The sequence below is a fragment of the Pseudomonas lini genome (assembly GCF_030812475.1).
GTDB lineage: Bacteria > Pseudomonadota > Gammaproteobacteria > Pseudomonadales > Pseudomonadaceae > Aquipseudomonas > Aquipseudomonas lini_A.
This window is the reverse complement of sequence record NZ_JAUSSR010000011.1, coordinates 140,599-158,323: the sequence shown is the minus strand read 5'-3', so window position 1 is coordinate 158,323 and position 17,725 is coordinate 140,599. Positions and strand designations below refer to the sequence as shown.

At 59.6% G+C, this 17,725-nt stretch carries 19 protein-coding genes and 1 other RNA gene; 16 read left to right on the top strand and 4 right to left on the bottom strand.

All coding sequences use genetic code 11. From position 1 onward, the window contains the following. The first annotated feature begins 38 nt into the window (after positions 1-38). From rplM to J2W17_RS21545, 7 genes are all read left to right on the top strand, one after another. Positions 39-467 (top strand): 50S ribosomal protein L13, encoded by a 429-nt coding sequence (gene rplM, locus J2W17_RS21575; RefSeq protein WP_007905295.1) that lies wholly within the window; start codon positions 39-41, stop codon positions 465-467. Positions 468-481: 14 nt separating this feature from the next. Beyond that, positions 482-874 (top strand): 30S ribosomal protein S9, encoded by a 393-nt coding sequence (gene rpsI, locus J2W17_RS21570; RefSeq protein ID WP_003205364.1) that lies wholly within the window; start codon positions 482-484, stop codon positions 872-874. 265 nt (positions 875-1,139) lie between these two features. Further along, the gene (petA, locus tag J2W17_RS21565; RefSeq protein WP_008060255.1) at positions 1,140-1,733 is read left to right on the top strand and encodes a ubiquinol-cytochrome c reductase iron-sulfur subunit; all 594 of its coding nucleotides are present in this window, start codon (positions 1,140-1,142) and stop codon (positions 1,731-1,733) included. Then, complete coding sequence (locus J2W17_RS21560) at positions 1,733-2,944, top strand: cytochrome b (protein ID WP_138964339.1); 1,212 nt, start codon at positions 1,733-1,735, stop codon at positions 2,942-2,944. The genes petA and J2W17_RS21560 overlap by 1 nt, the downstream gene beginning before the upstream one ends. Further along, entirely contained in the window at positions 2,944-3,726 is a 783-nt protein-coding gene (locus J2W17_RS21555) for a cytochrome c1 (protein WP_307338966.1), read from the top strand. Before J2W17_RS21560 ends, J2W17_RS21555 begins: the two co-directional genes overlap by 1 nt. 150 nt (positions 3,727-3,876) lie before the next feature. Then, a complete protein-coding gene (locus J2W17_RS21550) occupies positions 3,877-4,494 on the top strand; it encodes a glutathione S-transferase N-terminal domain-containing protein (RefSeq protein ID WP_008155978.1) in 618 nt (205 codons plus the stop codon). A 16-nt stretch (positions 4,495-4,510) separates the two neighbouring features. Then, on the top strand, positions 4,511-4,924 hold the full coding sequence (locus J2W17_RS21545) for a ClpXP protease specificity-enhancing factor (protein WP_307338960.1): 414 nt from the start codon (positions 4,511-4,513) through the stop codon (positions 4,922-4,924). Positions 4,925-5,073: 149 nt separating this feature from the next. Here J2W17_RS21545 and J2W17_RS21540 read toward each other — a convergent pair whose 3' ends face one another. The 4 genes from J2W17_RS21540 to J2W17_RS21525 form a co-directional block, all read right to left on the bottom strand. Continuing rightward, the gene (locus J2W17_RS21540; RefSeq protein ID WP_307338958.1) at positions 5,074-5,652 is read right to left on the bottom strand and encodes a BON domain-containing protein; all 579 of its coding nucleotides are present in this window, start codon (positions 5,650-5,652) and stop codon (positions 5,074-5,076) included. Beyond that, positions 5,649-6,242, bottom strand: a complete 594-nt coding sequence (locus J2W17_RS21535; RefSeq protein WP_307338955.1) for a phosphoheptose isomerase — start codon at positions 6,240-6,242, stop codon at positions 5,649-5,651. Before J2W17_RS21535 ends, J2W17_RS21540 begins: the two co-directional genes overlap by 4 nt. A gap of 104 nt (positions 6,243-6,346) precedes the next feature. Then, a complete protein-coding gene (locus tag J2W17_RS21530; RefSeq protein WP_307338953.1) occupies positions 6,347-6,709 on the bottom strand; it encodes a YraN family protein in 363 nt (120 codons plus the stop codon). Next, complete coding sequence (locus J2W17_RS21525; protein WP_307338950.1) at positions 6,709-8,520, bottom strand: penicillin-binding protein activator; 1,812 nt, start codon at positions 8,518-8,520, stop codon at positions 6,709-6,711. The genes J2W17_RS21530 and J2W17_RS21525 overlap by 1 nt, the downstream gene beginning before the upstream one ends. A 176-nt stretch (positions 8,521-8,696) precedes the next feature. On the opposite strand from J2W17_RS21525, the gene rsmI reads away from it, so the two are divergent. The 9 genes from rsmI to mraY all read left to right on the top strand — a co-directional run bounded on the left by rsmI (position 8,697) and on the right by mraY (position 17,721). Further along, positions 8,697-9,602 carry a 16S rRNA (cytidine(1402)-2'-O)-methyltransferase gene (gene rsmI / locus J2W17_RS21520; RefSeq protein ID WP_307338947.1) on the top strand — a complete coding sequence of 302 codons (906 nt, stop codon included), beginning with the start codon at positions 8,697-8,699 and terminating at the stop codon, positions 9,600-9,602. Positions 9,603-9,677: 75 nt separating this feature from the next. Continuing rightward, positions 9,678-10,031: RNase P RNA component class A (rnpB, locus tag J2W17_RS21515), an RNA gene on the top strand. Between the two features lie 356 nt (positions 10,032-10,387). After that, positions 10,388-10,843 (top strand): division/cell wall cluster transcriptional repressor MraZ, encoded by a 456-nt coding sequence (mraZ, locus tag J2W17_RS21510; RefSeq protein WP_008025967.1) that lies wholly within the window; start codon positions 10,388-10,390, stop codon positions 10,841-10,843. Continuing rightward, positions 10,840-11,787 (top strand): 16S rRNA (cytosine(1402)-N(4))-methyltransferase RsmH, encoded by a 948-nt coding sequence (gene rsmH, locus J2W17_RS21505; protein WP_373460012.1) that lies wholly within the window; start codon positions 10,840-10,842, stop codon positions 11,785-11,787. Before mraZ ends, rsmH begins: the two co-directional genes overlap by 4 nt. Continuing rightward, positions 11,784-12,077: a cell division protein FtsL gene (ftsL, locus tag J2W17_RS21500; protein ID WP_307338943.1), complete on the top strand. Its 294-nt coding sequence runs from the start codon at positions 11,784-11,786 to the stop codon at positions 12,075-12,077. Before rsmH ends, ftsL begins: the two co-directional genes overlap by 4 nt. Continuing rightward, positions 12,077-13,816 (top strand): peptidoglycan D,D-transpeptidase FtsI family protein, encoded by a 1,740-nt coding sequence (locus J2W17_RS21495; protein ID WP_307339287.1) that lies wholly within the window; start codon positions 12,077-12,079, stop codon positions 13,814-13,816. Before ftsL ends, J2W17_RS21495 begins: the two co-directional genes overlap by 1 nt. After that, positions 13,816-15,279 (top strand): UDP-N-acetylmuramoyl-L-alanyl-D-glutamate--2,6-diaminopimelate ligase, encoded by a 1,464-nt coding sequence (locus J2W17_RS21490; protein ID WP_307338940.1) that lies wholly within the window; start codon positions 13,816-13,818, stop codon positions 15,277-15,279. The genes J2W17_RS21495 and J2W17_RS21490 overlap by 1 nt, the downstream gene beginning before the upstream one ends. Beyond that, on the top strand, positions 15,272-16,639 hold the full coding sequence (locus J2W17_RS21485; protein ID WP_307338937.1) for a UDP-N-acetylmuramoyl-tripeptide--D-alanyl-D-alanine ligase: 1,368 nt from the start codon (positions 15,272-15,274) through the stop codon (positions 16,637-16,639). The genes J2W17_RS21490 and J2W17_RS21485 overlap by 8 nt, the downstream gene beginning before the upstream one ends. Continuing rightward, entirely contained in the window at positions 16,639-17,721 is a 1,083-nt protein-coding gene (gene mraY / locus J2W17_RS21480; protein ID WP_307338932.1) for a phospho-N-acetylmuramoyl-pentapeptide-transferase, read from the top strand. Before J2W17_RS21485 ends, mraY begins: the two co-directional genes overlap by 1 nt. Positions 17,722-17,725 lie beyond the last annotated feature (4 nt).

Below are 17,725 nucleotides of genomic sequence, written 5' to 3'. Positions count from 1 at the left end.
CCGTCTAATTTACAGGGCGGCCCCTGAGGCTATAAAGAATGAAAACTTTTACTGCTAAACCGGAAACAGTACAGCGCGACTGGTTTGTCGTCGACGCTGCAGGTCAGACCCTGGGTCGTCTGGCCACCGAAATCGCGAGCCGTCTGCGTGGCAAGCATAAAGCTGAGTACACTCCTCACGTTGACACCGGCGATTACATCGTCGTTATCAACGCCGAGCAGATTCGTGTGACCGGTGCTAAAACCACCGACAAAATCTACTACTCCCACTCCGGTTTCCCGGGCGGCATCAAGTCGATCAACTTTGAAAAGCTGATCGCTAAAGCCCCTGAGCGCGTGATCGAGACCGCGGTCAAAGGCATGCTGCCTAAGAACCCGCTGGGTCGCGACATGTATCGTAAGCTGAAAGTCTATGCGGGCGCTGTACACCCTCATACTGCTCAGCAGCCCCAAGAACTGAAGTTTTAACGGAATAGTTCATTATGTCGGCGACTCAAAATTACGGCACTGGCCGTCGCAAAACCGCAACCGCACGCGTTTTCCTGCGTCCGGGCACTGGTAACATCTCCATCAACAACCGTTCGCTGGATAATTTCTTCGGCCGCGAAACTGCCCGCATGGTAGTTCGTCAGCCGCTGGAATTGACTGAGACTGTCGAGAAATTCGACATCTACGTCACCGTGATCGGCGGTGGTGTAAGTGGTCAGGCTGGCGCAATCCGCCACGGTATCACTCGCGCTCTGATGGACTACGACGAAACTCTGCGCGGTGCTCTGCGCAAAGCCGGCTTCGTAACCCGTGATGCACGTGAAGTTGAACGTAAGAAAGTCGGTCTGCGTAAAGCGCGTAAGCGTCCGCAGTACTCGAAGCGTTAATTCGTTTCACGTTCAAAAAGAACGCCTGGTTCCTTACGGAGCCGGGCGTTTTTTTATGGCCGCGATTTATCAGGAAATTGTTCTGTGACAACTTGCCACATCTGCAGAAGCCCTATACTGCAAGGCTTGGCAGTGAAGCCTCGCGGTAATTACCTTGTCAGGATTGGGGCTTTTCATTACCATTCGGCAAAATTTTTATAAGTACATAGTTTTACTTAGTAGATGCCTGATTTAACAGGCCACAAAGCTGATGGGAGAGGACTGAATGAGCAATGACGGCGTGAATGCAGGCCGGCGTCGCTTCTTGGTAGCAGCCACGTCCGTGGTGGGTGCTGCAGGAGCGGTGGGGGCTGCGGTCCCGTTCGTGGGGTCATGGTTTCCCAGTGCCAAGGCGAAAGCCGCAGGTGCACCGGTGAAGGTGAATGTCAGCAAAATCGAGCCAGGCCAGCAGATGATTGCTGAGTGGCGTGGTCAGCCGGTGTTCATCGTCCGCCGTACCGAGGAAATCCTGGGGAATCTGAAAAAGATCGAGGGCCAGCTATCTGACCCGACCTCCAAGAACTCGACACAACCGACCTACGTCGACCCGGAAACGCGTTCGATCAAGCCAGAGGTTCTGCTGCTGATCGGAATCTGCACGCACCTGGGTTGCTCGCCGACTTTCCGTCCGGAAGTGGCACCTGCGGATCTGGGCAAGGATTGGGTGGGGGGTTATTTCTGCCCTTGCCACGGTTCCCACTACGACCTGGCTGGCCGCGTATACAAGTCGCAACCCGCGCCTTTGAACCTGCCAGTTCCCCCGCATTCCTATGAGACCGATGACATCATTGTCGTTGGCGTCGATACGGAGAAAGCGTGATGAGCAAGTTCATGGATTGGGTTGATGCGCGCTTTCCCGCGACCAAAATGTGGGAAGACCATCTCAGCAAGTACTACGCCCCGAAGAACTTCAACTTCTTCTATTTCTTTGGCTCCCTGGCGCTGCTCGTCCTGGTCAACCAGATCGTCACCGGTGTCTGGCTGACCATGAGCTACACCCCGTCGGCGGAAGAAGCCTTTGCGTCCGTCGAATACATCATGCGCGACGTCGAGTACGGCTCGATCCTGCGCCTGCTGCACGCGGTCGGCGCTTCGATGTTCTTCATCGTGGTCTATCTGCACATGTTCCGTGGCTTGCTCTACGGTTCGTATCAGAAGCCGCGCGAGCTGGTGTGGGTCTTCGGCATGCTGATCTACCTGGCGCTGATGGCTGAGGCCTTCATGGGTTACCTGCTGCCGTGGGGTCAGATGTCCTACTGGGGTGCCCAGGTGATCATCTCGCTGTTCGGTGCGATCCCGGTCATCGGTAACGACCTGACCCAATGGATCCGTGGTGACTACCTGATTTCCGGTATTACCCTGAACCGCTTCTTCGCCTTGCATGTCGTGGCTCTGCCGATCGTGATTCTCGGTCTGGTGGTGCTGCACGTTCTGGCGCTGCACGAGGTCGGTTCGAACAACCCGGACGGGGTGGACATCAAGAAGCACAAGGACGAAAACGGCGTACCGCTGGACGGCATTGCCTTCCATCCGTACTACACCGTGAAAGATATCGTCGGCGTGGTGGTGTTCCTGTTCATCTTCTGTTCGATCGTGTTCTTCTTCCCGGAAATGGGCGGCTACTTCCTCGAGAAGCCGAACTTTGAAGTGGCGAACGCCTTCAAGACCCCAGAGCACATTGCTCCGGTCTGGTACTTCACGCCGTTCTACGCGATTCTGCGGGCGGTTCCGGACAAGCTTCTTGGCGTAATCGCCATGGGGGCGGCCATTGCAGTGCTGTTCGTCCTGCCATGGCTGGACCGCAGTCCGGTCAAGTCGATGCGCTACAAAGGCTGGCTGAGCAAGATCTGGCTGGTGGTGTTCTGCGTTTCGTTCGTGATCCTCGGCATCCTGGGTGTTCTGGCTCCGACGCCAGGGCGTACGTTGCTGTCGCAGGTCTGTACCTTCCTGTACTTCGCCTACTTCATTCTTATGCCGTTCTACACCAGGCTCGAGAAGACCAAACCGGTTCCGGAAAGGGTGACTGGCTGATGAAAAAGCTACTTGCTGTACTGATTCTTGCTGCCATGCCTGTACTGTCCTTCGCCGCTGAACACGGTGGTCCAGAGCTGGAGAAGGTCGACATCGACGTTTCCGACAAGGCCGCCCTGCAGGATGGCGCGCGTACGTTCGCCAACTACTGCATGGGTTGTCACAGCGCCAAGTTCCAGCGTTACGAGCGTGTTGCCGATGACCTGGCCATTCCGCATGACTTGATGCTCTCGAACCTGGTGTTCACGGGTGCCAAGATCGGCGACCACATGAGCATCGGCATGCAGCCGGCTGACGCCAAGACCTGGTTCGGTGCCGCGCCACCAGACCTGACCCTGGTGGCTCGTGTCCGTGGCACCGACTGGCTCTACGGTTACCTGAGATCGTTCTATGAAGACCCGTCGCGTCCCTGGGGCGTGAACAACAAGGTGTTCCCGAACGTCGGGATGCCTAACGTCCTGGTCGGCCTGCAAGGTCGTCAGGTTGTCGGTTGCAAACAGATCCAGGTCGTCGAAGACGGCAAGAAGCAATATGATCCGCTGACCGGTACGCCGCTGACTCATGAAGCGTGCGATCAGCTGACCATCGTGCCGAAAAGCGGGGCCCTGACCGAAGAGCAGTTCGATGAGAAGGTCAAGAATCTGGTAACCTTCCTCGCTTACTCGGCTAACCCGGTTAAGCTGCAACATCAGCGCATCGGTACGTATGTATTGCTGTACCTGGCGTTCTTCTTCGTATTCGCCTATTTGCTCAAGCGTGAGTACTGGAAAGACGTGCACTGATCAAGCTTCAAGCAATTGCTGTTAATCGCGCGCGCCCAAGGGCGTCTCTGAAGGTGTAACGAGCCTGGTGATCCAGGCGTTACGGGAGGCGCCCTCTGGGCGCGCTCGTTTTTCCGCTTCCGATAATTTCAACAAGCGAGGAGGACCGCCATGGGCGTGACCAATCGGTTGGCCTGTTACTCCGACCCCGCCGACCACTATTCCCACCGAGTGCGTATCGTACTTGCAGAGAAGGGTGTCAGCGCCGAGATCATTTACGTGGAGGCTGGTCGCCAGCCGCCTAAACTGATTGAAGTGAACCCTTACGGCAGCCTGCCGACCCTGGTCGATCGTGACCTGGCGTTGTGGGAGTCGACCGTGGTGATGGAATATCTGGATGAGCGTTACCCACATCCGCCGTTATTGCCGGTTTATCCAGTGGCGCGTGCCAACAGCCGTCTGCTGATTCATCGCATTCAGCGTGACTGGTGTGGTCTGGTGGATCTGATCCTGGATTCCCGGTCCAAGGAAGCGGCCCGTGTCGTGGCTCGTAAAGAGCTGCGCGAAAGCCTGACCGGTGTGTCGCCGTTGTTCGCCGACAAGCCGTTTTTCCTCAGCGAGGAACAAAGTCTGGTGGATTGCTGCCTATTGCCAATACTCTGGCGATTGCCGATTCTGGGCATTGAACTGCCGCGGCCTGCCAAGCCGCTGCTTGATTACATGGAGCGCTCGTTTGCGCGTGAGGCATTCCAGGCGAGTCTGTCTGGTGTCGAACGCGATATGCGCTAAGGCTTAAGGAGCCGCTATGAACTCCAGTCGACCTTATCTGGTCCGTGCGCTCTATGAGTGGATTGTGGACAACGATTGCACCCCACACATGCTGGTCAACTCCGAGTATCCGTCGGTGCAGGTGCCGCAGGGTTTTGCCAGTGACGGACAGATTGTCCTGAATGTATCGCCGGCGGCCGTGCGTCATTTGCACATGGATAACGAGGCAGTCAGCTTCGAAGGGCGCTTCGGTGGCGTGCCGCATACGCTGTACGTGCCTATCGCATCGATCCTGGGAATTTACGCCCGGGAGAATGGCCAGGGCATGGTGTTCGACCTGGAATCGCCCCTGGATGGCGAGGAAGAGATCGAGCCGGATGATGATATTCCGCCACCCGACAGCGAGCCGCCGCGTCCAAGCGGTCGACCGAGTTTGAAGGTGGTGAAGTAATAAAAAAGGCGATCCGAAAGGATCGCCTTTTTTATTACTTGTAGGAGCGAGCTTGCTCGCGAAGGACGTTAACGATAACGCGTCCTTCCTGAATAAACGCGCTGCTCTCAGGTTCATCGCGAGCAAGCTCGCTCCTACATAAAGCGGTGTCAGTCAATGTATTCGAACAACTTCACGATCTTCTGCACCCCGGAAACGCCCTGCACCAGGCTGGTTGCCTGGGCGGCTTCCTGTTTGGTCAGCAAGCCCAGCAGGTAGACGATGCCGTTTTCGGTCACGACCTTGATGCGCGAACCGGGAATGGAGGCATCGGTGAGCATCTGGCTCTTGATCTTGGTCGTCAACCAGGTGTCGTTCTGGCGCGCCAGCAGCGAGGAGGGGGCCAGTACCTGCAATTCGTTATGCACTTTCTTCACGCGCTGGACCGCGGATGCAACCTGCTCGGCCTTGGCCTTGAGGTCTGCACGCGGCGTTTGGCCCGCGAGCAGCACGACGCCGTTGAAGCTGGTGATGACGATATGTGATTCGTTGTCCAGGGCAGGGTCGGCCTTGGCGATATTCACGCCGGCCTTGGTTTCGATCAGGGAGTCGTCGATCTTGCTGCCGAAGGTGCGGGTGCCGCGGTCGTCATCGATCGGTGCTTCACGGCTGGCGTTAACCACCGAGGTGCAGCCGCTGATGCCGAGGCACAGGGTCAAGGCCAGTAGGCCTAGGCGATTAGGGGTCATTCTTCACTCCCGAACAGTTGGCTGTCGATCAAGTCGCAAAGGCAATGGATCGTCAGCAGGTGGACTTCCTGAATACGTGCAGTGACGTTGGCCGGTACGCGAATTTCGACGTCCTCGGGCAAAAGCAGCGACGCCATGCCGCCGCCGTCACGACCCGTCAATGCTACGACAATCATTTCGCGATCATGTGCGGCCTGGATCGCTTGAATTATGTTCGCCGAGTTGCCGCTGGTGGAAATCGCCAGCAAAACATCGCCCGGCTGACCGAGGGCGCGGATCTGTTTAGAGAAAATTTCGTTATAGCTGTAGTCATTGGCGATCGAGGTGATCGTCGAGCTGTCGGTGGTCAGCGCGATGGCCGGCAGGCTCGGGCGTTCACGTTCGAAGCGGTTGAGCAGCTCCGAAGAGAAGTGCTGGGCATCGCCGGCGGAACCGCCGTTGCCGCAGGAGAGCATTTTGCCCTCGTTGAGCAGGGCGTTGACCATGACCTGGCTGGCTTGCTCGATGTGCGGTGCAAGTACTTCCATCGCCTGTTGCTTGGTGTCGATACTGGCCTGAAAAAGCTGGCGAATTCGCGATTGCATGTCCATCTGTGTGACCTTAATTAGCGCGGCTACTTGGCACATGAATGTGCAGCCCGCAAAGCAAAGAGCAAAAGTGTTGGGTAAAAGTGTCCGGTTCGCGGCACGAGCGATCAGCTGTCGAAGGCATTCCGCAGCCAGTTCAACTGAGCGAGGTTGCTGTCGATGGCAACCACGTCGAAGCGGCAAGGGGAATTGGCCCAACGCGACTCGCGCTGAAGAAAATACTGCGCGGCGAAAATCAGTTTCTGCCGTTTTCGCCCATCGATGCTATCGAGTGCGCCACCCCATTGGGTGTTTTTTCTGTAGCGGACTTCAACGAATACTACTGTATCGCCATCAAGCATGACCAGATCAAGCTCGCCGCGTTTACACAACCAGTTCTGCGCCAGCAGGCGCAGACCCTGTTGCTGAAGGTGCTCGAGCGCGTGGCGCTCGGCATCTTTTCCGCTTTGCTGGCGTGACCTGTCAGGCATCAGCGTGGGGTGTCCGGCAGGCGTTGAACCTGACCATTGACGAACTGGGCCCATGGCAACTGGCGCACCACCCGTTGGTTTTGTGTCATGCCCAGGCTGCCCGACTGACCTTCGATTCGGCTGTCCGGCAAGGCCTTGAGTTGCCCCAGGCGTGGCGCCAGGCGATAGGCGTCGACGCCCATCGCATACAGGCGACCCAGGCTGCCGCCGGCTTGTGGCCATTGCGCGGTGACCTGGCGGCGCAGTGGATCATTGGCGTCCAGCAACCAGGGCGTTTCGCAAAAGCGCACGCCATTCATGTCGTTGTACTGGTTCTGGTCGCCGCTGGCGCTGAACACGTGGGAGGTGGCATAGACCGGCACGTCACCCGCGTATTGGAAGTTCAGGGTCGGCTTGATCTGCTGGGCTTGCTGAGGTGTTGCCGCGAGGAAGATGAACTCGATGTCCTGGCGACGCGAAGGCTGGGCGGCGACCTGTCCGCCAACGGTGCTCTGCAGGGTCTTGGCGCGACCTTCGCTCTGGCGCAGCTGGAACATGTCGGCAATCTGCTGGGCCAGCTGCACGGGCTGGTCGACGCGTTCGGTCGCGACGATGCTGCCGCCGTTGGCCTGCCAGTCCTGACTGAAAGCCCTCATGACACGATCGCCCCATTCGCCTTTCGGCACCATGATGGCGGCGCGATGCAGGCCATCGGCGCGAGCGCGACGGGATACTTCCCGGGCTTCGTCTTCGGCAGCCAGGCCGAACTGGAACAGCTGCCCCGGACCTTGTTCGCCTTCGCTGTAGTTCAACGCCAGGGTGGTGATCGGCAATTGCGGGCGAGTGCTGAGCTGCTTGACCAGCGGTTTCTCCAGCGGCCCGACCACCAGCTGCACGCCATCGGCCTGGGCCTTGCGATAGAAGTCGTCCAGGGACGTCAGGCGCGAACTGTCATAGAACTCGATGGCGGGCGGTTGCTGACCGGCCTGTTGCGCCTGGTAGTGAGCGGCCATGAACCCTTCGCGCAACGCTTTGCCGACCGAGCCCAGCGGGCCCTCCTGCGGCAGCAGCAGGGCGATCTTGCCCAGGGGCTGGCTAGCCAGTTCCTTGAGTTTGCTCAGCGGCAACGGCAGTTGAATGGCAGCAGGGTGCTTGGGGTTCTGGGCGCGCCAGTTATCGATCGCCGCTTGCTGCTGTTCCAGGGTGCCGGCGGATTTCACCGCCAGGGCCAGGCTCATCCAGCCGCCGAGGTCATCGGTGGAGGTCGGCTGCAATTGATCGGTCGGCAGCGAGGCGATCAAGGTCCAGATCGCCTCGTGGTTCTTGCCGGCCGCTTCACCTTCCAGCATCGGCGCGATGAAGATGCGCGCCCGTGCGGCGGCCAGGGTCTGGCCATCGGCTTCAAGGGCGCGGGCATGCACGGTGCCGGTGCGGACCTGCTGCTCCACAGGCAGTTGAGCCAAGTGTTGCAGGCTCGGATGGCTCAGCGCCGTCAACGCCGCTTTCGGCTGGTTGCGGGCCAGGGCCAGTTCGGCCGCCAGGGTGCTGGCGAAAACCTGCGGGCCAGGCTTGAGTTGCTCGACCGGCACTTGTTGCAGGATTTGCGCGGACTGGCCGGCATTCCCCTGGCGATAGGCCAGGTCTGCCGCATTCAGGCGCAGCAAGGCGGCTTTTTCCGGGTCTTTGCTTTGAGCGGCCTGTTGGAGCAGTTGCTCGATACTGGCATCAGGGGTCCGTGGAAGTTCGCCAAGGCTGGAGGAGGGCGAGCTGGCGCAAGCCGCCAGCAAGGCAGCGAGGCAGAGGGCAGTGAACAGCCGCAGGCAAGCGATCATGTAGTGTTCCTGATACTCGATCAAATTAGCGTGGAATTGTACCCAAGCACTGGCCGGGGCGCGATGATACTGGTGTGAATCGATCAATTTAGCTCATGCAAATGTTGCAGTACGGCTTAAAAGGCAGCAAAACCGAGGATGGCTTGCGCGTATCGCGATCGTCTCTACGCGCTACAATGGCGGCTTTTACCGATCATGAGGTGTCCGCTTTGACTGCTCCAGGTGTTTTGAATTCCGCTGCCGGCTCGCTTTATGTGGTGGCGACGCCCATCGGCAACCTGGACGACATCAGTGCGCGTGCACTGAAGATCCTGCGCGAGGTGGCCCTGATTGCCGCCGAAGACACCCGCCACTCACAGCGGTTGATGCAGCATTTCGGCATTCCCACGCCGCTGGCGGCCTGCCATGAACACAACGAACGGGATGAAGGTAGCCGCTTTATTACCCGGCTGCTGGCCGGTGACGATGTGGCGCTGATCTCCGATGCCGGGACGCCGCTGATTTCCGATCCGGGTTATCACCTGGTGCGACAGGCCCGTGCCGCGGGCATCAATGTGGTGCCGGTGCCGGGTGCCTGCGCATTGATTGCTGCGTTGTCGGCCGCTGGCCTGCCATCGGATCGTTTCATTTTCGAAGGTTTTCTCCCGGCCAAGGCCGTGGGTCGCCGTGCCCGTCTGGAATTGGTCAAGGAAGAACCGCGCACGCTGATTTTCTATGAGGCCCCGCACCGCATCCTTGAATGCCTGCAAGACATGGAGCTGGTCTTCGGGCCGGAACGTCCGGCGTTGCTGGCGCGGGAACTGACCAAAACGTTCGAAACGCTCAAGGGCTTGCCGTTGGCCGGGCTTCGCGAGTTCGTCGAGTCGGACAGCAATCAGCAGCGCGGCGAGTGCGTCGTATTGGTGGCGGGCTGGTCGGCGCCCGACACCGAGGATGCCGTGAGCAGTGAAGCGATGCGTATCCTCAATCTGTTGCTCGAAGAAATGCCGCTCAAGCGTGCCGCCGCGTTGGCGGCGCAAATTACCGGCGAGCGCAAGAATGTGCTCTACCAGGTCGCGCTGGATAAACAGAAGGGCGAGTAAAACCCGACGCAAAGGCAAGGCCCGAGGCGTTTAGCGCTTGTTCTTCGGCCGCTCTACCGTTAACCTTCGCGGCGGAGAGTCGATCGGACAGTCGCTGCCCTCTATGAAAATTAGGGGGGGGAGGAAAGTCCGGGCTCCATAGGGCGAAGTGCCAGGTAATGCCTGGGAGGCGTGAGCCTACGGAAAGTGCCACAGAAAATAACCGCCTAAGCGCTTCGGCGCCGGTAAGGGTGAAAAGGTGCGGTAAGAGCGCACCGCACGACTGGCAACAGTTCGTGGCTAGGTAAACCCCACTTGGAGCAAGACCAAATAGGGTCCCAAGGCGTGGCCCGCGCTGGGACCGGGTAGGTTGCTAAAGATGTCCAGTGATGGCCATCGTAGACGAATGACTGTTCAAGACAGAACCCGGCTTACAGATCGACTCTCCACCTTTTTTCCAACCTCTGCTTTACTCATTGAGCAGGGGTGCTGTGATGGCAATTTCCCTCCTTTCACAATCGTCAGCAGAAGCACTTCTGTAATACCAAAAAAATCTTACTCTTAACAAAACACATTAACTTCCGAGCCCAGGCTTCTGTTCTGGCTCAAGTTATTGGGTAGCTTTACCTGCCGGATCCCCGGTACCCCTTCCTTTATGCTCCTAAATCCAAGTTCTGTAAGGGTTTTCCTTTGAAGTGCGCCTTGACGGTGCGGCAGCCGCATTCCTATAGTGTGCGCAAGTGGCGGAAAGTGGCGTGAAGTGGGTTTTTTGAGCTAAAACCGCTAGAATTTGGAGAAACGCTGTCGTGTTTCGCGGAGCTAATGCAATCAGTCTCGATGCAAAGGGCCGTCTCGCTATGCCGAGTCGGTACCGTGACGAGCTGGTTTCGCGCAGTTCCGGGCAGTTGATCGTCACCATCGATGCCGTTGATCCATGTCTGTGTGTTTATCCCCTCGACGAGTGGGAAATTATTGAAACCAAACTGCGCGCACTGCCTTCGCTTCGCGAAGAGAACCGCCGCCTGCAACGTTTACTGATTGGTAATGCCGTCGACCTCGAGCTCGATGGCAGTGGTCGTTTTCTGGTTCCGCCGCGTCTTCGTGAATATGCCAGGTTGGATAAGCGCGCGATGTTGGTAGGCCAACTGAACAAGTTCCAATTATGGGACGAGGATGCCTGGGATGCGGTTTCTGCCGCTGACCTGGCTGCTATTCAACAACCGGGCGCGATGCCTGATGAACTGCGTGATTTGATCCTGTGACTATTGATAGCGGCTTTAACCACATCACCGTACTGCTTGACGAAGCCGTCGAGGCTCTTGCCGTACGACCTGATGGCTGCTATCTGGACGGCACGTTCGGGCGCGGCGGGCACAGCCGGTTGATCCTCAGCCAGCTCGGTCCCGATGGTCGGGTACTCGGGTTCGATAAAGATCCTCAAGCGATTGCCACCGGGCAAACGCTAGCGGCCGAAGACGGCCGCTTTGTCATTGTACAGCGCAGCTTCGCCGAGCTCGGTTCGGAAGTCGCCGAACGCGGCCTGGCGGGCAAGGTCAGCGGCGTCCTGCTCGATCTGGGCGTGTCTTCGCCGCAACTCGACGACCCTGAGCGCGGCTTCAGTTTCCTCAACGATGGCCCGCTGGACATGCGCATGGACCCGTCTCGCGGGATCAGCGCCGCCGAATTCGTCAACACCGCACCGGTGGAAGAAATTGCCCGGGTGTTCAAGGAATATGGCGAAGAGCGTTTCTCCGGTCGCATGGCCCGGGCCGTGGCCGAGCGTCGCGACATCAAGCCGTTCTTGCGCACTTCCGACCTGGCTGAAGTCCTGAAAGTCGCCAACCCTGCATGGGAAAAGGGCAAGAACCCGGCGACCCGTGCGTTCCAGGGCCTGCGCATCCACGTCAACAATGAACTGGGCGATCTGGAGGCCGGCCTCGAAGCCGCCCTGGAATGCCTGGAGGTCGGCGGTCGTCTGGTGGTCATCAGCTTCCATTCACTGGAAGACCGCATCGTCAAACTGTTCATGCGCAAACTGGTAAAAGGCGAAGCCGACAACCTGCCGCGCAACCTGCCGGTACGTCACGTCGCCTTCGAACCGAAAATCAAGGTCCACGGCAAAGCGCAGTCCGCCTCCGAGGCCGAACTCAAAGCCAACCCACGTTCCCGTAGCGCCATCATGCGTGTCGCGGAGAAGTTGCGGTGAGCAGGCTCTTCGCCAAGCCACTTCCCGGCGGAAGCTTTTTCATGCTGCTGCTGTTTATCGGTGTGCTGGTGTCTGCCGTCGGCGTGTCCTACAGCGCCCACTGGAACCGTCAGCTGTTGAACTCGCTGTACAACGAGTTGAGCGTGCGCGACAAGGCGCAGGCGGAATGGGGCCGGCTGATTCTCGAACAGAGCACCTGGACCGCCCATAGCCGTATCGAAGTCCTGGCGACCGAGCAACTGAAGATGCGCATTCCCGGCGCCGCTGAAGTGCAGATGGTGGCGCCATGATGAAACTCGAAGGCGCACTCTTCCCTTGGCGTTTCCGCCTGGTGCTGGGCCTGCTCGGCATCATGGTCGCGGCCATTGCCTGGCGCATCATCGACCTGCAGGTCGTCGATCGTGCCTTCCTCAAAGGCCAGGGCGATGCGCGCAGTGTTCGACATATCCCGATTCCGGCTCACCGTGGTCTGATTACCGACCGCAATGGCGAGCCTTTGGCCGTCAGTACGCCGGTGACCACCCTGTGGGCCAATGCCAAGGAAATGCAGCTGGCCAAAGAGAAGTGGCCAGCACTGGCCGCGGCGCTGGGGCAGGATCCCAAGGCCTTGGCCGAACGTCTCGAAGCCCAGGCCAATAAAGAATTCATTTACCTGGTGCGCGGGCTCACCCCCGAACAAGGCCAGTCCGTGCTCGATCTGAAAGTGCCGGGGGTTTATGGCATCGAAGAGTTCCGGCGGTTCTACCCGGCCGGTGAAGTCACCGCGCACATGGTCGGATTTACCGACATCGACGACCACGGTCGCGAAGGGGTCGAGCTGGCCTATGACGAATGGCTGGCCGGGGTGCCGGGTAAGCGACAGGTCATCAAGGACCGGCGCGGCCGACTGATCAAGGATGTTCAGGTGACCAAAAACGCCAAGGCCGGAAAGCCCTTGGCGTTGTCCATTGATCTGCGCCTGCAATATCTGGCCAACCGTGAACTGCGCAACGCGATCATCGAGAATGGCGCCAAGGCTGGCAGCCTGGTGATCATGGATGTCAAGACCGGCGAGATCCTCGCCATGGTCAACCAGCCGACCTACAACCCGAATAACCGGCGCAACCTGCAACCGGCGATGATGCGTAACCGCGCAATGATCGATGTGTTCGAGCCGGGCTCGACCATGAAAGCGATTTCCATGAGCGCCGCCATCGAAACCGGTCGCTGGAAGCCAAGCGATACCGTCGAGGTTTACCCGGGCACGCTGCAGCTGGGCAAGTACACCATTCGCGACGTTTCCAAATCCGAAGGTCCGGTGCTCGACCTGACCGGGATTCTGATCAACTCCAGTAACGTCGGCATGAGCAAGGTCGCGTTCGACATCGGCGGCGAAACCATTTTCCGTCTGGCACAGAAGGTCGGCCTTGGCCAGGACACCGGTCTGGGTTTCCCGGGCGAGCGTGTCGGCAACCTGCCGAACTATCGCGAATGGCGCAAGGCTGAAACCGCCACGTTGTCCTACGGCTACGGTATTTCCGTGACCGCGATCCAGTTGGTCCACGCCTTCTCGGCCCTGGCCAACAACGGTCGCCTCGCACCACTGACGCTGATCAAGACCGACAAGGCGCCGCAATCCACCGAAGTGCTGCCCGAAGCGGTCGCGAAAACCATGCAGACCATGCTGCAGCAAGTGATCGAAGCCCCACGTGGTGTATTCCGTGCGCAGGTGCCGGCCTATCACGTAGGCGGCAAGTCGGGTACCGCGCGTAAAACGTCGGTCGGCACCAAAGGCTATGCCGTGAACTCCTACCGCTCGCTGTTTGCCGGCTTCGGTCCGATGAGCGATCCGCGCTACGCGATCGTCGTGGTGATCGATGAGCCGACCAAGGCCGGCTACTACGGCGGCCTGGTATCGGCCCCGGTGTTCAGCAAAGTGATGTCCGGGACCCTGCGCCTGATGAACATTACCCCGGACAACCTGCCACCTGTACAACAAGTGAACGCGACACCGGTCGTTCCGCTGAAAGCCAATGGAGGGCGCGGCTGATGTCCCTGAGCCTGAATAAGATTTTTGCCCACGCCGGTCGCGATCTGTTGATTCGCGAACTGACCCTGGACAGCCGTAACGTGCGGGCAGGCGATCTGTTTCTCGCCGTGCCTGGTGGCAAGTTCGATGGTCGAGCGCACATTGCCGACGCCTTGCAGCGCGGTGCCGCAGCCGTGGCTTATGAAGTCGAAGGCGCAACAGTGCTGCCGATCACAGACGTGCCACTGATTCCGGTCAAGGGCCTGGCAGCGCAGTTGTCGGACATCGCCGGGCGTTTTTACGGTGATCCGAGCCGTCATCTGAATCTGATTGGCGTCACCGGTACCAATGGTAAAACCAGCGTGACGCAACTGGTCGCGCAAGCATTGGATTTGCTGGGTCAGCATTGCGGCATCGTTGGCACCCTGGGCACCGGTTTCCATGGCGCGCTGCAGAGCGGCCTGCACACCACCCCGAACCCGATCGCCATGCAAGCGACCCTTGCCGACCTGAAAAAGGCCGGTGCCAAAGCCGTGGCAATGGAAGTGTCTTCCCACGGTCTTGATCAGGGCCGCGTGACGGCGTTGGCGTTCGATGTGGCCGTGATGACCAACCTGTCCCGCGATCATCTGGATTACCACGGCACCATGCAGGCCTACGGTGAAGCCAAGGCCAAGCTGTTTGCCTGGAACGATCTTAAATGCCGGGTGGTTAACCTCGATGACGATTTCGGTCGACGTCTGGCTCGCGAAAAACTCGAGTCGCGGCTCATCACCTACAGCCTGGAAGACTCCAGCGCCTACCTCTTTTGCCGTGAAGCGCAATTCGACGATGAAGGCGTGCGCGCCACCCTGGTAACACCGCAGGGCCAACATCACTTGCGCAGTACCTTGCTCGGTCGCTTCAACCTTAGCAACGTACTCGCCGCCATTGGTGCCTTGCTCGGTCTGGACTATGCCCTGGACGAAATCCTCAAGGTGTTGCCTAAACTCGAAGGCCCGGCCGGTCGCATGCAGCGGCTCGGCGGGGGTTCCCAGCCTTTGGTGGTGGTCGACTACGCCCACACGCCGGACGCGCTGGAAAAAGTCTTGACGGCCCTGCGTCCACACGCCAAAGGCCGGTTGCTGTGCCTGTTCGGTTGCGGCGGTGATCGCGATCGCGGCAAGCGTGCGCTGATGGCCGAAGTGGTCGAGCGCCTGGCCGACGGTGTACTGGTGACCGACGACAACCCGCGTACCGAAAACCCTGCGGTGATTTTCGATGACATCCGCACCGGCTTCACGGCTGTGGATAAAGTCACGTTCGTCGCTGGCCGTGGCCAGGCGATCGCCCAGTTGATCGCCGGCGCTTCGGCGGATGATGTGATTGTCCTGGCCGGCAAAGGCCATGAGGACTATCAGGAAATCAACGGCGAGCGCCATGCATTCTCCGATCTGGTCGAGGCCGATCGTGCCTTGACCGCGTGGGAGGTGGCCCATGCTTAAAGCCTTGAAACTGAGCGAACTGACCGACGCGCTGAACGGCCAGCTGCGGGTGGCCGATGCCACGTTCGACGGTGTCAGTATCGACAGTCGCGCGATCAAGCCCGGCCAGCTGTTCATTGCCCTGACCGGTCCGCGCTTCGATGGCCATGACTATTTGAACGAGGTGGCCCGCCTGGGTGCGGCCGGTGCGTTGGTCGAGCGTGAAGTCGCCGACTGCGCGCTGCCGCAACTGCTGGTCAAGGACGCGCGCCAGGCTCTGGGGCAATTGGGCGCGATGAACCGTGCCGCATTCACCCATCCCGTGGCGGCCATCACCGGTTCCAGCGGCAAGACCACGGTCAAGGAAATGCTTGCCAGCATCCTGCGCACGCGCGGTTCGGTTCTGGCAACCCGCGGTAATCTGAACAATGACCTCGGCGTACCGCTGACCCTGCTCGAACTCGCGCCGGAACACACCGCTGCAGTGATCGAGCTCGGCGCTTCGCGGCTTGGTGAAATTGCCTACACCGTTGCCATGACCAAGCCCCATGTGGCCGTGCTCAACAATGCCGGGACGGCCCACGTCGGCGAGTTCGGCGGGCCGGAAAAAATCGTCGAGGCCAAGGGCGAGATCATAGAAGGGCTGGAGGCCGATGGCGTCGCCGTGCTCAATCTCGACGACAAGGCGTTCGCCATCTGGAAGGCCCGCGCCGCCGGTCGCCAGGTGCTGACGTTCGCCCTGAGCAATGTCAGCGCCGACTTCTACGCCAGCGATCTGGATCGCGATGCGCGCGGTTGCCCGGCCTTCATCCTGCACAGTCCTGACGGTGAGGAGCGGGTTCAGCTGAACCTGCTCGGCACCCACAACGTCGCCAATGCCCTGGCCGCCGCAGCGGCAGCCCATGCGTTGGGCGTAGCGCTGCCCGGTATCGTTGCCGGCCTTGGCGCAGTGCAACCGGTCAAGGGTCGCACGGTCGCGCAACTGGCCAGCAATGGCATGCGCGTGATCGATGACACGTACAACGCGAATCCCACCTCCATGTGTGCCGCCGTTGATATACTGGCCGGCTTTTCCGGCCGCACCGTCCTGGTGCTCGGGGATATCGGCGAGTTGGGCGAGTGGGCGGAGCAGGGGCACCGCGATGTGGGCGAATACGCCCGTGGCAAGGTTTGCGCGCTTTACGCTGTCGGGCCATTGATGGCTCACGCCGTGAACGCCTTCGGTGAGCAGGCCTGGCACTTCAGCACACAGGCTGAGCTGATCAAGGCCCTCGAGGCCGAGCAAGACACAAACACCACCATTTTGATCAAAGGCTCGCGCAGCGCGGCGATGGAAAACATCGTCGCCGCTTTGTGCGGGACCCGTCTGGAGAAACATTAATGCTGCTGCTGCTGGCGGAGTATATGCAACAGTTCTACAAAGGCTTCGCGGTCTTCCAGTACCTGACCCTGCGCGGGATCCTCGGTGTGCTGACCGCGTTGGTTTTGTCGCTGTGCTATGGCCCGTGGATGATCCGTACTTTGCAGAGCCGTCAGATCGGTCAATCCGTTCGTAACGACGGTCCACAATCGCACCTGTCCAAATCCGGCACCCCGACCATGGGCGGCGCGCTGATTCTGTCGTCCATTGGCGTCAGCACCTTGCTTTGGGCTGACCTGAGCAACCGTTATGTCTGGACCGTGCTGCTGGTGACCTTGCTGTTCGGCGCCATTGGCTGGGTCGACGACTATCGCAAGGTGATCGAGAAGAACTCCCGTGGCCTGCCGAGTCGCTGGAAATACTTCTGGCAATCGGTGTTCGGCCTTGGGGCGGCGATCTTCCTGTTCATGACCGCCACGACGCCGGTGGAAACCACCCTGATCCTGCCGATGCTCAAGGATCACAGCATTGCGCTGGGCGCAGGCTTCATCGTCCTGACCTATTTCGTGATCGTCGGTTCGAGCAACGCGGTGAACCTGACCGATGGCCTCGACGGCCTGGCGATCATGCCGACCGTGATGGTTGGCGGCGGGCTGGGGATCTTCTGCTACCTCTCGGGTAACGTGAAGTTCGCCGAATACCTGCTGATTCCTTATGTGCCGGGCGCCGGCGAGTTGATCGTATTCTGCGGTGCGCTGATCGGCGCGGGCCTGGGCTTCCTCTGGTTCAACACCTATCCGGCCCAGGTGTTCATGGGCGACGTGGGCGCGCTGGCGCTGGGCGCGGCCCTGGGCACTATCGCGGTGATCGTCCGTCAGGAAATCGTCCTGTTCATCATGGGCGGCGTGTTCGTGATGGAGACCCTGTCGGTCGTCATCCAGGTTGCATCCTTCAAGCTGACCGGTCGCCGTGTGTTCCGCATGGCACCGATTCACCACCACTTTGAACTCAAGGGCTGGCCCGAGCCGCGTGTGATCGTCCGTTTCTGGATCATCACCGTGATTCTGGTACTGGTCGGCCTTGCCACCCTGAAGCTGAGGTAGAACG

Coding starts and splice junctions, on each gene's coding strand:
- rplM (WP_007905295.1), top strand. CDS start 39: ATGAAAACTTTTACTGCTAAACCGGAAACAGTACAGCGCGACTGGTTT.
- rpsI (WP_003205364.1), top strand. CDS start 482: ATGTCGGCGACTCAAAATTACGGCACTGGCCGTCGCAAAACCGCAACC.
- petA (WP_008060255.1), top strand. CDS start 1,140: ATGAGCAATGACGGCGTGAATGCAGGCCGGCGTCGCTTCTTGGTAGCA.
- J2W17_RS21560 (WP_138964339.1), top strand. CDS start 1,733: ATGAGCAAGTTCATGGATTGGGTTGATGCGCGCTTTCCCGCGACCAAA.
- J2W17_RS21555 (WP_307338966.1), top strand. CDS start 2,944: ATGAAAAAGCTACTTGCTGTACTGATTCTTGCTGCCATGCCTGTACTG.
- J2W17_RS21550 (WP_008155978.1), top strand. CDS start 3,877: ATGGGCGTGACCAATCGGTTGGCCTGTTACTCCGACCCCGCCGACCAC.
- J2W17_RS21545 (WP_307338960.1), top strand. CDS start 4,511: ATGAACTCCAGTCGACCTTATCTGGTCCGTGCGCTCTATGAGTGGATT.
- J2W17_RS21540 (WP_307338958.1), bottom strand. CDS start 5,652: ATGACCCCTAATCGCCTAGGCCTACTGGCCTTGACCCTGTGCCTCGGC.
- J2W17_RS21535 (WP_307338955.1), bottom strand. CDS start 6,242: ATGGACATGCAATCGCGAATTCGCCAGCTTTTTCAGGCCAGTATCGAC.
- J2W17_RS21530 (WP_307338953.1), bottom strand. CDS start 6,709: ATGCCTGACAGGTCACGCCAGCAAAGCGGAAAAGATGCCGAGCGCCAC.
- J2W17_RS21525 (WP_307338950.1), bottom strand. CDS start 8,520: ATGATCGCTTGCCTGCGGCTGTTCACTGCCCTCTGCCTCGCTGCCTTG.
- rsmI (WP_307338947.1), top strand. CDS start 8,697: ATGGCGGCTTTTACCGATCATGAGGTGTCCGCTTTGACTGCTCCAGGT.
- J2W17_RS21495 (WP_307339287.1), top strand. CDS start 12,077: ATGAAACTCGAAGGCGCACTCTTCCCTTGGCGTTTCCGCCTGGTGCTG.
- J2W17_RS21490 (WP_307338940.1), top strand. CDS start 13,816: ATGTCCCTGAGCCTGAATAAGATTTTTGCCCACGCCGGTCGCGATCTG.
- J2W17_RS21485 (WP_307338937.1), top strand. CDS start 15,272: ATGCTTAAAGCCTTGAAACTGAGCGAACTGACCGACGCGCTGAACGGC.
- mraY (WP_307338932.1), top strand. CDS start 16,639: ATGCTGCTGCTGCTGGCGGAGTATATGCAACAGTTCTACAAAGGCTTC.